Annotated in this window: 10 protein-coding genes and 1 riboswitch; of the genes, 4 read left to right on the forward strand and 6 right to left on the reverse strand. The window is 72.8% G+C overall.

Annotated elements, in window-relative coordinates; genetic code table 11:
- Positions 1-12 precede the first annotated feature (12 nt).
- The 3 genes from IF19_RS0121315 (at position 13) to rho (ending at position 2398) form a co-directional block, all read left to right on the forward strand.
- Complete coding sequence (locus IF19_RS0121315; RefSeq protein WP_030116877.1) at positions 13-645, forward strand: isochorismatase family protein; 633 nt, start codon at positions 13-15, stop codon at positions 643-645.
- Positions 642-881: a phosphopantetheine-binding protein gene (locus tag IF19_RS0121320; protein ID WP_030727591.1), complete on the forward strand. Its 240-nt coding sequence runs from the start codon at positions 642-644 to the stop codon at positions 879-881. Before IF19_RS0121315 ends, IF19_RS0121320 begins: the two co-directional genes overlap by 4 nt.
- A 377-nt stretch (positions 882-1258) precedes the next feature.
- Positions 1259-2398: a transcription termination factor Rho gene (rho, locus tag IF19_RS0121325; RefSeq protein ID WP_030116875.1), complete on the forward strand. Its 1140-nt coding sequence runs from the start codon at positions 1259-1261 to the stop codon at positions 2396-2398.
- Positions 2399-2462: 64 nt separating this feature from the next.
- Here rho and pgm read toward each other — a convergent pair whose 3' ends face one another.
- The 5 genes from pgm to aceA form a co-directional block, all read right to left on the reverse strand.
- The gene (pgm, locus tag IF19_RS0121330) at positions 2463-4106 is read right to left on the reverse strand and encodes a phosphoglucomutase (alpha-D-glucose-1,6-bisphosphate-dependent) (RefSeq protein ID WP_030116874.1); all 1644 of its coding nucleotides are present in this window, start codon (positions 4104-4106) and stop codon (positions 2463-2465) included.
- A gap of 216 nt (positions 4107-4322) precedes the next feature.
- Positions 4323-5390 (reverse strand): chitinase, encoded by a 1068-nt coding sequence (locus IF19_RS0121335; RefSeq protein ID WP_030116873.1) that lies wholly within the window; start codon positions 5388-5390, stop codon positions 4323-4325.
- A 242-nt stretch (positions 5391-5632) separates the two neighbouring features.
- Complete coding sequence (locus IF19_RS0121340) at positions 5633-6502, reverse strand: 3-hydroxybutyryl-CoA dehydrogenase (protein ID WP_030276725.1); 870 nt, start codon at positions 6500-6502, stop codon at positions 5633-5635.
- Positions 6499-8091, reverse strand: coding sequence for a malate synthase A (gene aceB / locus IF19_RS0121345; RefSeq protein ID WP_030276726.1), 1593 nt, complete (start codon positions 8089-8091; stop codon positions 6499-6501). Before aceB ends, IF19_RS0121340 begins: the two co-directional genes overlap by 4 nt.
- 81 nt (positions 8092-8172) lie before the next feature.
- Entirely contained in the window at positions 8173-9453 is a 1281-nt protein-coding gene (gene aceA, locus IF19_RS0121350) for an isocitrate lyase (RefSeq protein WP_030116867.1), read from the reverse strand.
- Positions 9454-9847: 394 nt separating this feature from the next.
- Between aceA and IF19_RS0121355 the strand changes: the two genes are divergently transcribed.
- Entirely contained in the window at positions 9848-11338 is a 1491-nt protein-coding gene (locus IF19_RS0121355; RefSeq protein ID WP_030116866.1) for a short-chain fatty acyl-CoA regulator family protein, read from the forward strand.
- A 93-nt stretch (positions 11339-11431) separates the two neighbouring features.
- Here IF19_RS0121355 and IF19_RS0121360 read toward each other — a convergent pair whose 3' ends face one another.
- Positions 11432-12862 (reverse strand): prenyltransferase/squalene oxidase repeat-containing protein, encoded by a 1431-nt coding sequence (locus IF19_RS0121360; RefSeq protein WP_030116865.1) that lies wholly within the window; start codon positions 12860-12862, stop codon positions 11432-11434.
- 129 nt (positions 12863-12991) lie between these two features.
- A riboswitch (cobalamin riboswitch) is annotated at positions 12992-13068 on the reverse strand.
- Positions 13069-13207: the final 139 nt, after the last annotated feature.

Consider the following 13207-nt stretch of genomic DNA (forward strand, 5'->3'; position numbering starts at 1 on the left):
ACCCTCTCCACCATGGCTCTGCCCGCCATCGTCCCCTACCCCATGCCGGCCGCCGACGAGCTGCCCGCCAACCGGGTCGACTGGACCGTCGATCCCGCGCGTGCGGTGCTCCTCGTCCACGACCTGCAGAACCACTTCCTGTCGGCGTACGACCGCGACGCCTCTCCGGTGCCCGAAATGCTCGCTCATGTGGCCGAGTTGAAGAAGGACGCCGCGAGGCTGGGCGTGCCGGTGCTCTACACCGCGCAGCCCGGCGGCCAGAGCCCCGAGGAGCGCGGGCTCCAGCAGGACTTCTGGGGCCCCGGCCTCCCGGCCGACGAGCACCTGGCCGCGATCGCGGACGAGGTCGCCCCCGACGCGGACGACACGGTCCTCACCAAGTGGAAGTACAGCGGATTCGTCCGCACCGACCTGCTGGAGCGGCTGCGCGAGCAGGGCCGCGACCAGATCGTCATCACGGGCGTCTACGCCCACATCGGCGTGCTGATGACGGCGTGCGACGCCTGGATGCAGGATATCCAGGCGTTCGTGGTGGCCGACGCGGTGGCCGACTTCTCCGCCGAGGACCACGCGATGGCGCTGCGGTGGGCGGCGGGCAAGTGCGCCGTCGTCACCACCACCCGGACCGTCTTCGAAGGGAAGTGACCGCTGTGGCGCTCACGCTCGAACAGCTGCGTGCCGATGTCGCCGACATCCTCGGGGAGGACCCCGAGGAGATACCGGTCGACGAGAACCTGGTCGACTACGGCCTCGACTCCGTCCGGCTGATGTCCCTGGCCGCCGCCTGGCGCCGCGACCACGGCGTCACCGTGGAGTTCGCCGACCTCGCCGAGCGGCCCGCCCTGGAGTCCTGGGCCCCGCTGCTGGGCGTCACCGGCTGACGCTCCGGCCCCGCGGACCGTCCGCGGGGCCGGTCCGCCGCCACCGAGGGCGGTGGGAACCCGGACACCGGGTTCCCACCGCCCTCGCCGCGTGTCCGGCGCGTCCCGAGACGTACGTCCGACGCGCACAGCCGCGCACAGCCGCGCGAGTGGTACAGTGCGATGAGCACATGTGCATGCCCGCTCTTTCCGGGCACCGGTGCTTTTCCTCTCCACCGCTGTCGCGCCCGTCCTTTCCGACCGGCGATCCAGCGTCTCTCCAGCGTTGCCGCTGTCTCTCCGGCCCGGGCTCCCATGCCCCGGTGCGTGGCGTGATGTCCCGCCGCCCTCCGCGTCGCCGGCCCCTCGTGCGCCTGTCCGCGAAAGGACCCCCTCCCATGACCACCACACTCGAACACCCCGCGACCCGGGAGCAGCGCTCCGTCCGGGTCGCCGGCCTCCTCGACACCACCGACTACGGGCCCGGCACGCTCCGCGTCCGCGGCGGTCTCCCCTCCCCCGACGACGTCCGGGTGCCGCTTTCCCTGATCCGCCGCCACGGGCTGCGCAGGGGCGACGCCGTCGAGGGGGACTGCGACCGGCCGCGCGTCCTCACCGCGGTCCACCGCGTCGGCGGGGCCGCTCCGGAGGCCCTGCGCGGCCGCCCCCGCTTCGGCGACCTGACGCCGGTCCACCCGCACGAACGGCTGCGGCTCGAAACGCCCCGCGGCGGGCCCGCCCCGCGCCTCCTCGACCTGGTCGCGCCCGTCGGCAAGGGGCAGCGCGGGCTCATCGTCGCGCCGCCCCGGACCGGGAAGACCGTGCTGCTGCAACAGGTGGCCGCATCGGTCGCCGCGAACCATCCCGAGGCGCACCTGATGGTGGTGCTGCTCGACGAACGGCCGGAGGAGGTCACGGACATGCGCCGCTCGGTACGCGGCGAGGTGTACGCGTCGACCTTCGACCGGCCCGCGAAGGAGCACATCGCCCTGGCCGAGCTCGCGGTCGAGCGCGCCCGGCGCCTCGTCGAGCAGGGCCGGGACGTGGTGGTCCTGCTGGACTCCCTCACCCGGCTGTGCCGGGCCCACAACAACGCGGCCCGCGCGGGCGGCCGGACGCTGAGCGGCGGTGTGGACGCCGCCGCTCTGGCCGGCCCCAAGAAGCTGTTCGGCGCGGCCCGTTGTGCCGAGGAGGACGGTTCGCTGACCATCCTGGCGACCGCGCTGGTGGAGACCGGCTCGCGGGCCGACGACTTCTTCTTCGAGGAGTTGAAGAGCACCGGGAACATGGAGCTGCGGCTGGACCGTTCCGCGGCCGACGCCCGGATCTTCCCGGCTCTCGACATCGCCAGGTCCGGCACTCGCCGGGAGGAGCTGCTGTTCGGCCGGGCCGAGTTGGCCGCCGTACGGGCTCTGCACCGGGCCCTGGCGACGCAGGACGGCCCGGCCGCCCTCCAGGTGCTGCTCGACAAGGTGCGGCGGACCCCGGACAACGCGGCGTTCCTGCGGAAGGTGCTGCCGACGGTGCCGGACGCCTGAGCCGCCTCCGGACGAGCCGGGTGGCCTTCCTCCCGCGTGGCGCGGGAGGAAGGCCACCCGTGTGTCAGGCGCCGCCCAGTGCCTCGGAGACGAGGGCCTGGGCCTCCTCCTGGACCCGGGCGAGGTGGCCGGGGCCCTGGAAGCTCTCCGCGTACACCTTGTAGACGTCCTCGGTGCCCGAGGGGCGGGCGGCGAACCACGCGCTGTCGGTGCAGACCTTGAGGCCGCCGATCGGGGCCCCGTTGCCGGGCGCCTCGGTGAGGACGGCGGTGACGGGTTCCCCGGCCAGGGTGTCGGCCTTGACCTGCTGGGGGGAGAGCCTGGCCAGGACCGCCTTCTCCTCGCGGCCGGCGGGGGCGTCGATACGGGCGTAGGCCGGGTCGCCGAAGCGGTCGGTGAGCCGCCCGTAGTGCTCGGAGGGGGTGGCGTCGGTGACGGCGGTGATCTCGGAGGCGAGGAGGGCCAGCAGGATGCCGTCCTTGTCCGTGGTCCAGACCCGCCCGTCGCGGCGGAGGAAGGAGGCCCCGGCGGACTCCTCGCCGCCGAAGCCGAGGGTGCCGTCGTACAGCCCGTCCACGAACCACTTGAAGCCGACCGGGACTTCGACCAGCGTGCGGCCGAGGTCGTGGGCGACCCGGTCGATCATGGACGAGGAGACCAGGGTCTTGCCGATGCCGGTCCCGGCAGCCCATCCGTCGCGGTGGGTGTAGAGGTAGTCGATGGCGACGGCCAGGTAGTGGTTGGGGTTCATCAGGCCGCCGTCGGGGGTGACGATGCCGTGCCGGTCGGCGTCGGCGTCGTTGCCGGTGGCGATGGCGTACGCGTCGCGCTGCTCGATGAGCGAGGCCATGGCGTGCGGGGATGAGCAGTCCATGCGGATCCTGCCGTCCCAGTCCAGCGTCATGAACCGCCAGGTGGGGTCGGCCAGCGGGTTGACGACGGTGAGGTCGATCCGGTGGCGCTCCGCGATCCGTCCCCAGTAGGCGACGGACGCGCCGCCGAGCGGGTCGGCGCCGATCCGGATGCCCGCGTCCCGTACGGCGTCGAGGTCGAGCACGGAGGGCAGGTCGTCGACGTACGCGGTGAGGAAGTCGTGGCGGCGGGTGGTGTCGGCCGCCAGGGCGCGGGCGTAGGGGATCCGGCGGACCTCGCCGAGTCCGGCCTCGATCAGGGCGTTGGCCCGGTCCTGGATCCAGGAGGTGGCGTCGGAGGCGGCCGGTCCCCCGTTCGGCGGGTTGTACTTGAAGCCGCCGTCGGCGGGCGGGTTGTGCGACGGGGTGACGACGATGCCGTCGGCCAGGTGCTCGGTGCGCCCCTGGTTGTACGTGAGGATGGCGTGCGAGACGGCGGGGGTCGGGGTGTAGCCGTCCTCACTGTCGATGAGGGCGGTGACTCCGTTGGCGGCGAGCACTTCCAGCGCGGTGACCCGGGCCGGTTCGGAGAGCGCGTGGGTGTCCGCTCCGAGGAACAGCGGCCCGTCGGTGCCCTGACGGGCGCGGTAGTCGCAGATCGCCTGGGTGGTGGCGGCGATGTGGTCCTCGTTGAACGCGGCGGCGAAGGCGGAGCCGCGGTGGCCGGAGGTGCCGAAGGCGACCCGCTGGGCGGGCTCGGCCGGGTCGGGGTGGAGGGCGTAGTAGGCCGTCACCAGGCGTGCCACGTCGACCAGGTCTGCGGGCTGTGCCGGGTGACCGGCCCGTTCGTGCACCATCGAGGTCTCCTCGTACGTCTTCGTCGTCGGCCGGCCCGCGGGGGACGGGGCCGGCGCACCGGGGAGACGATCACCCGGTCCGTAGCCGATTCTGCTCTCTCGGCCGCTCCGGTGCGCGACCGGTTCACGCCGTCCTCGTGTCGCCCCGGCCGGGAACGGCGCCGCGCCCCCGGTCATCGGCGGACCGGGGGCGCGGGGTGGGGGGTGGAGGATGGCTCAACGGCCCTGGAGGGCCTTGACGTTGTCGCCGAAGGTCCAGTTCCGGGAGCCGTCCCAGTTGAGGGACCACGTCATCAGCCCCTTGAGGGAGCCGTTGTAGCGGTTCCACGCCTGGGAGACGAGGGAGGGGGACATGTGGCCGCCGCCGGCGCCGGGCTGGGCGGGCAGGCCCGGGACCTGCTTGTCGTAGGGGACCTTGATGGTGGTGCCCTGGATGACGAGCCCCTTGTTCAGGCAGTCGGTCTGGGCGGTGAAGCCCGCGACGGTGCCGGCGGAGTAGGAGTCGCCGGAACAGCCGTACATGCTGCCGTTGTAGTACTGCATGTTCAGCCACCACAGGCGGCCGTTGTCGGCGTACTTCTTGATGACCGGGAGGTACGCGCCCCAGATCGAGCCGTAGACGACGCTGCCGCCGGTGACGTACGCGGTCTCGGGGGCCATGGTGAGGCCGAAGTTCGGCGGCATGGCGGCGAGGACGCCGTCGATGATGCGGATGAGGTTGGTCTGCGACGGCGAGAGCTGGTTGATGGAGCCGGAGCCGACGAGGCCGGTCTCGATGTCGATGTCGATGCCGTCGAAGTTGTACTTCTTCAGGATCGGGACGATCGTCGCGACGAACCGGTCGGCCACGGCGCTGGAGCTGAGGTCGATCCCGGCGGTGGCGCCGCCGATGGACATGAGCGTGGTCAGACCGGACGCCTTGGCCTGGCACATCTCGGCGGGGGTGGCGACCTTGACGGTGCTGTCCATGCCGTCCTCCCAGAGGACGGTGCCGTCGGAGCGGATGACGGGGAAGGCCGCGTTGATGACGTTGTAGCCGTGCTGGGTGATCCGGGGGTCGGTGATCGGGATCCAGCCGAGCGGCGGGTGGACGCCGTTGGCCGCGCCGTCCCAGTTCTCCCAGTACCCCTGGAGCACCTTGCCGGTGGGCTTCGACTTGACCGCGCAGGTCTCGGCGGCGGCGGCGCTCGGCTCCGCGGCGCGGGGCGGCGCGGCTCCGACCAGCATCGGTACGGCGAGCGCCGCGGCCAGAGCGAGGCCCAGCAGTCGTGGTGCACGTCCCATGGTCCGTATGTCCTTCCTGCCCGGGTCCGCCGCGACGGCGCGAAAGGTTCGCCCCGACCCGCCCTGTGTCGTGACCCTGCCAAACCGTAGAATGGTCCAGACCTTCGGTCAAGAGGTCTGGACCAAACCGGTGGTGGCGTGCGCCGGACACCGCGTCGGGGCGGTCAGCGGCACAGTCAACCGCTTCCCGCCCCGTCCGCCGCCGGTCGCGGCCCCTCAGCCGCGACCGGAACCCGGGCCCCTCAGCCCCGGTCGTAGGTGTGGAACCCGCGCCCGGCCTTCCGGCCGAGCAGCCCGGCCTCCACCATCCGCAGGAGCAGCGGCGGCGGGGCGTACAGCGGTTCCTTGAACTCGTCGTACAACGAGGCGGCGATGGAGGCCACCGTGTCGAGGCCGATCAGGTCGGCGAGCTTGAGCGGCCCCATCGGGTGGGCGCAGCCCAGCTCCATCCCGGCGTCCACGTCGGCCGCGGTGGCGAACCCGGACTCGGCCATCCGGATCGCGGAGAGCAGGTACGGGATCAGGAGCGCGTTGACGACGAATCCGGCCCGGTCCCGGGAGCGGACCACCGTCTTCCCGAGGACGGTGGTGGCGAACTCCTCGGCGGCGGTCAGCGTCTCGGCCGATGTGTGCAGCGAGGTGACCACCTCGACCAGCGGGAGGACCGGCACGGGGTTGAAGAAGTGCAGTCCGAGGACGCGGTCGGCGCGCTGGGTGGCCATGCCGAGGCGCATGACGGGGATGGCGGAGGTGTTGGTCGCCAGGATCGCTTCCGGGTCCTCGACGATCTTGTCGAGGGCGGTGAAGACCTCCGTCTTGGCGGCGGCGTCCTCGACGACCGCCTCGACCACGAGCCGGCGGTCGGCCAGGTCGTCGAGGCTGCCGGTGAAGGTCAGCCGGCCGAGGGCATCCTCCGCGGAGAGCCGGTCGAGCTTTCCCCGTTGGACGGCCCGCTCCAGGGAGACCGCCACGCGTTCGCGGGCCCGGTCGGCGGCGGCGCGGTCGGCCTCGCAGACGATGGTGTCCAGCCCGGCGCGGGCGCAGACCTCGGCGATCCCGGCCCCCATCCGGCCGCCGCCGACGACGCCCACCCGGGTGATGGCGGCGCTCATCCCCGCACCGCCGGACGGCCGACGAGGCGGCGGGCGTACGCCTCGGTGGTGAAGAAGGCGGGCAGCTCCCTGCCGAGCGCGGTGCGTTCGAAGAGGTCGCGGACCTGGTCGAGCTGGGCCCAGGGGCACGTCGCGCCGAGCGCGGCCAGTTCCTCGTCGAGCAGCCCGAGGACCGTCTCGCGGTCGACCGCCCGGTGCTTGAGCCACTGCCAGATCTGGACCCGGGCGATCTCGGCGGTGGCCGCGTCCTCCATCAGCCCGTTGAGGGCGACGGCTCCCTGTCCGCGCAGCCAGGCGTCGTAGTAGCGCAGAGCGACGGCTATGTTGTAGCGGACGCCTTCCGGGGTCGGGCGACCCGCCGTGCGGCGGACGGCGACGAGGTGCTCGGCGGTGATGTGGACGTCGTCGCGCGTGCGCTCCAGCTGATGCGGCCGTTCGCCGAGCACCTCGTCGAAGACCGTCCGGCAGACCGGGACGAGCCCGGGGTGGGCCACCCAGGATCCGTCGAAGCCGTCCTCCGCCTCCCGCTCCTTGTCCAGCCGGACCGTCGCCAGGGCGGCTTCCCGGGCCGCCGGTTCGCCGCCGGGGAGCTGGGCGGCCATCCCGCCGATGGCGTGCGCGCCGCGCTTGTGGCAGGTGCGGACCAGGAGTTCGGTGTACGCCCGCATGAACGGGGCGGTCATGGTGACGGTCGCCCGGTCGGGGAGGACGAAGTCGGGGCGGTGCGCGAAGTTCTTGATCAGGCTGAAGAGGTAGTCCCAGCGGCCCGCGTTCAGTCCGGCGCTGTGCTCGCGCAGTTCGTAGAGGATCTCCTCCATCTCGAACGCGGCGGTGATCGTCTCGATGAGAACGGTGGCGCGGATCGTCCCCCGGGGGATGTCCAGGAGGTCTTGGGCCAGGAGGAAGACGTCGTTCCAGAGCCGGGCCTCGTACCGGTTCTCCAGCTTGGGGAGGTAGAAGTACGGTCCGCTGCCCGCGTCGATCTGACGCCGGGCGCAGTGGAAGAAGTAGAGGCCGAAGTCGACGAGCGCGGCGGGCACGGGACGGTCGTCGACGACGAGGTGCTTCTCGGTGAGGTGCCAGCCGCGCGGCCGGACCATGATGGTGGCGGGCCGGTCGGTGAGCCGGTACTCCTTGCCGCTCGTGGTGGTGAAGTCGATGCGGCGGTCGATGGCGTCGATCAGGGTCAGCTGCCCCCGGACGATGTTCTCCCAGGTGGGCGAGGTGGCGTCCTCGAAGTCGGCCATCCACACCTGGGCGCCGGAGTTGAGCGCGTTGACCGCCATGGAGCGCTCGGGCGGGCCGGTGATCTCCACCCGGCGGTCGGTCAGACCGGGGGCGGGGCGGGCGACTCGCCAGTCGGGGTCGTCGCGGATCGGCCTGGTGGCCCGGGAGAAGTCGAGCGGGGTCCCGCCGCGCAACAGGGCGGAGCGGCGGCGGCGCTCGGTCAGCAGGTCGAAGCGGCGGGCGGTGAAGGCCGCGTCGAGGCGGCCGATGAAGTCGAGGGCCTCGGGGGTGAGGACCTCCTCGTGCCGGTCCCCCGGTGCGCCGAGGACCTGGACGCGGCCGGTCGTGGCAAGGGTGGTCATGCGGTTCTCCTCAGCGGGGTGCGAGCGGGGGCGGCGGCCCCGGTCGCGGGGGTTCGGCGCCCCCGCGACCGGACGGGACCTCTAGTGGAACTGCTCTTCCTCCGTGGAGCCGGTCAGCGCCGTGGTGGAGGAGGCCGGGTTGATGGCGGTGGAGACCTGGTCGAAGTAGCCGGTGCCGACCTCGCGCTGGTGCTTGACGGCGGTGAAGCCCTGCGCCTGGGCGGCGAACTCCCGCTCCTGGAGGTCGACGTAGGCGGTCATGCCCTGCTCGGCGTAGCCGCGCGCCAGGTCGAACATGGCGTGGTTCAGGGAGTGGAAGCCGGCCAGGGTGATGAACTGGAAGCGGTAGCCCATCGCGCCCAGCTCCCGCTGGAACTTGGCGATCTGGTCGTCGTCCAGCGCGGCCCGCCAGTTGAAGGAGGGCGAGCAGTTGTACGCGAGCATCTGGTCGGGGTGCTCGGCGTGGATCGCCTCGGCGAACTCGCGGGCCTGGGCGAGGTCCGGGGTGCCGGTCTCGACCCAGATGAGGTCGGCGTACGGGGCGTAGGCGAGGCCGCGCGAGATGACCGGGGCCATGCCGTTCTGGACCCGGTAGAAGCCTTCGGCGGTCCGGTCGCCCGTGATGAACCGCGCGTCGCGCTCGTCCACGTCGCTGGTGATGAGGGTGGCGGCGAGGGCGTCGGTGCGGGCCACGACCAGGGTCGGGACGTCCGCGATGTCGGCGGCGAGGCGGGCCGCGTTGAGGGTGCGCACGTGCTGGGCGGTGGGGACGAGGACCTTGCCGCCGAGGTGGCCGCACTTCTTCTCGGAGGCGAGCTGGTCCTCGTAGTGGATGCCCGCCGCACCGGCCTCGATCATCGCCTTGGTCAGCTCGAAGGCGTTGAGGGGTCCGCCGAAGCCCGCCTCGGCGTCGGCGACGATCGGGGCCAGGTAGTCGGTGGTGTCGCCCGCGTCCTCGGCGGTGGCGATCTGGTCGGCGCGCAGCAGGGCGTTGTTGATCCTGCGGACCACGCTGGGCACCGAGTTGGCCGGGTAGAGGCTCTGGTCGGGGTAGGTGTGGCCGGCCAGGTTGGCGTCGGCGGCGACCTGCCAGCCGGAGAGGTAGATGGCCTGGAGGCCGGCCTTGACCTGCTGGACGGCCTGGCCGCCGGTCAGCGCGCCCAGCGCGTGGATGTAGTCCTGCTCGTGGAGCTGACGCCACAGCCGCTCGGCGCCGCGCCGGGCGAGGGTGTGCTCCTCGCGGACGCTGCCGGAGAGCCGGACCACGTCCTCGGCACTGTAGGTGCGCTCGATGCCCTTCCAGCGGGGGTCGCTCTCCCACCGCCGGGCCAGCTCTTCCGCCGTCGTCCTTGCCTGCGCCATGGCGTGTCTCCCGAAGTCGTGGTCGATCGAACGGGTCGATCGAGCGGGTCGTGCGTGTGAAGGATGCGAAGCCACGTCATCGGGTGACGCGACCTCGGGCCGCGGCCCACCGGACCTCCGAGGCGGAACGGTAAGCAATGCGCCCGGCGAACCGGCCGAGAACCCGAGGAGAACGACGTCAGGGCATGAAATCGCGCTCGGGGCCTCGGACCGGAGCCGGTGTCCGGTGGGCCGCTGCACCAACTCTGACAGTGGCACTGAGTGCCATCAACGGGGTACGGATGCCAAGTTCTGCGAATCTTCCCGTGCGTTTTGCCAAGGTTGCGAAGGGTCCTCCCGGTGCATGCGCCGTTAAGGTCATCGATAGGTCGACGATGCCGGGGAGGGCGACGGGGTGAGCAGGACCTACGCGGGAGCGCGGTTGCGCAGGCTGCGCGAGGAGCGCGGCCTGAGCCAGGCGGAGCTGGCCCGGATGCTGGCGATCTCGCCGAGCTATCTGAACCAGATGGAGCACGACTCGCGCCCGCTGACGGTGCCCGTGCTGCTGCGGCTGACCGAGGTCTTCGGAGTGGACCCCGGCTTCTTCTCCGAACGGGACACCACCCGGGTGCTGGCCGATCTGCGGGAGGCGCTGGCCGACGAGGTGGGCGCGGCACGGGTCTCGGCCGCCGAACTCTCCGAGCTGGCCTCGCGGCTGCCGGGGGTGGCGAAGGTGCTGCTCGACCTCGGTCGGCGCAACCAGGCGCTGACGGGCCGGCTCGCGGAGGCCGCCGAGCTGCGGGGCGGCGGCAGCGACCTGCCGCGCTCCCCGCACGAGGAGATCCGCGAGTTCTTCTACCGCCGTCAGAACTACCTCCACGAGGCGGACCTGGCGGCGGAGGAACTGGCCGGGGAGATCGGGGTGCGGCCCGGCGAGGTGGTGCGCGCGCTGGCCGCGCGGCTCACCGAGCGGCACGGCGTCCGGCTGGCGACCGCCGCCGAACAGCCGGGGGCGCCCGGTCCGGAGCGGCGCCGCGCCCGTCCCGCCGGCGACACCCGCCGGACCACGCCCCGGCGGGCGGGCGCCGGGCGGCTGCACCACTACGATCCGGACGCCCGGGTGCTGTATCTGTCGGGCCGGCTCCGGCCGGGCCAGCAGGCGTTCCGGATGGCGACGCAGCTCGCGCTGCTGGAGTACGGCGACGAGATCGACCGGCTGGCCTCGGAGGACTACGCCGAGGGCTCCGCGCCCCGGCCGCTGGCCCGGATCGGGGTGGCCAACTACTTCGCCGGTGCGCTGGTCCTCCCGTACCGGGCCTTCCACGCGGCGGCCGAGGAGGTGCGCTACGACATCGAGCGCCTCACCGACCGGTTCGGCCTCGGGTACGAGACGGTCTGCCACCGGCTGTCGACGCTCCAGCGGCCCCGGCTGCGCGGGGTGCCGTTCTCGTTCGTCCGGGTCGACCGGGCGGGGAACATGTCGAAGCGGCAGTCCGCGACGGGGTTCCACTTCTCCCGCGCGGGCGGCACCTGCCCCCTGTGGAACGTGTACGAGGCGTTCGCCGCGCCGGGGCGGATCCACGTCCAGATCGCGGCGATGCCGGACGGGCAGCGCTATCTGTGGACGGCGCGGGCGGTGACCCGGCACCGGGGCGGCTGGGGCGAGCCGGGCAAGACGTTCGCGATCGGGCTGGGGTGCGAGATCCGGCACGCCGGGCGGCTGGTCTACTCCGACGGGCTCGACCTGGACAACGCCTCGGCCGCGACGCCGATCGGGATGGGCTGCCGGATCTGCGAGCGCCTCGACTGCCCGCAGCGGGCGGTGCCGCCGCTGGGGCAGCCGCTGGCCATCGACGAGAACAGCAGCACGTTCGTGCCGTACCCGGTGGAGGGGACGCCCTCGTAGGCGTACGGACCCGGTGGGAGCCGACGGCCGCGCGGGCGCCCGGACCGGTGAGGGGCGCCCGCGCGGGCGCGGCCCCTCACCGGGCGGCGCGGGTCAGGAGTAGCGCAGGGCGATCGTGTCGCCGACGCCGATCACCTTGCCGCGGGCGGCCCCGGCGAAGGCGGAGCCGTCGACGGACACCTTCCAGGTCGCCGATCCGGCGTTGGCCTTCCCGTTGACGGACGTGATCGTTCCGGTGCCGGAGGCGGGGACGACGGAGGTCACGCAGCCCGCCGGGGTGGACCCGCCCGTCGCGGCGGCCAGCACGTCGCCGAGGGTGGTGGTCGTTCCGGTCGGGGTGAAGGCGACCGAGCAGACCTTCAGGGCCCCGGTCCCGTCGTCCACGGTGAGCGCCAGCTTCGTCGCCGTACCGGACGTGAAGCCGCCCGCCGCGACCCACGTGGGCGCGCCGGAGGTGACCGGGGTGGGCGGGGCCGCGGTGAACCCGCCGCCCGCGACGGCGCGCAGGGCGTCGAGCGAGGAGTAGGCGGACGGGGCGGTGTCGGAGGGCTGGTACTTGAAGCCGCCGCCCGGGTTGTACTGCTGGGCGATCAGGAAGTCGACGGGGGTGCGGCCCGCCGGGGTGAGGAAGTCGCCGGTCTGCGGGTTGATGCCGCACGCGTTGAGCCCGGAGACCGCCCAGCCGTTGGAGCTGGTGTTGATGCCGTACAGGGCGTTGAACGCACCGGAGGTGTTGACCAGCTTGCTCTTGAGGAACGCCTTGGCCTGGAGGATGTCGGGGTCGGTGTTCGGGACCCCGGAGACGCAGAGCGCGGCCATGGAGGCCCCGGTCATGTCGACGTCGCCCGGCTTGGCGAGTTCGGTGGCGTTGCCCTCGGCCTTGGCGTAGGTCCAGCCGCCGTCGTCGTGCTGGTTGGCCCGGACCCGGGTGACGATCTTGTCGACGAGGGCCTGCGGGACGCGCTGGCCGCCCGCCTGCGTTCTCGCGCCGCCCAGGGCGAGGGCGGCGAAGACGGTGCCGTTGTAGTTGGCGGACGAACCGAAGTAGCCGGCTTCCGCGTTCTGCCAGTAGCCGTAGATGTCGGCGATCAGGTTGCGGGAGGCGGAGACCCGGGCCGGGTCGATCCCGGCGGCGTACGCGTTGAGCGTGCCGCGCTGGTAGTCGGTGACGACGGGGGTGGCCGAGGGCCAGCCGGGGGTGGCGAGCAGGTTGCGGTAGACGGTGCGGGCGTTCTTGGTGGCGTCGCCGCCCGGGGTGACGTCGACGGCGGCCGTTCCGGCGGCGGCGAGCGCGCTGAACGCCCACTCGTTGGAGAGCCCGGATCCGGCGTACGAACCGTCCGCCGCCTGGAGGGTCTTGACGTACGCCACCCCGTTGGTCTTCGAGGTGGCGATCTGGGCCGGGGTGGAGGTCGCGGCGGCGGGCAGCGCCGTGAGGGCGAACGCGCCGAGGACGGCGGGCGCGACGAGGGCGACGCGGCGCGGCGTACGGAAGGCGGGGCGGGAGGGGACAGAACGGGGCATGTGCCTGCTCCTGAGGTGAGAGGCGCACGGCACCGCGCCGCCTCCCGTCCGCACGGGGCGGGGCAGGCTGGATGGGGTGGCCGGCGCCCGGACGCGTGGGTACGGCTTCTGCTGGAACCATCGCCGTCTGGGCATTCGGGCTCGGGAACGGCCCCCTGCCGTCCCACACCGCTGCGCGTCAGCCCCGGATTCGCACCGGGTTCCCCCCCTACGGCAGGCCAGGACGCTACCCGAGGCGGCACGGGCGCGCCAGAGAAGCCCGGGGCGTACGCCGGAGCGTCCCCGAACGAGACACGGACCGCCTTGACGGCCTCTTCGAAGGCGTGTTCCAATCCGCCTGATACG

Source organism: Streptomyces californicus, assembly GCF_000717645.1.
Taxonomy (GTDB): Bacteria; Actinomycetota; Actinomycetes; order Streptomycetales; family Streptomycetaceae; genus Streptomyces; species Streptomyces californicus.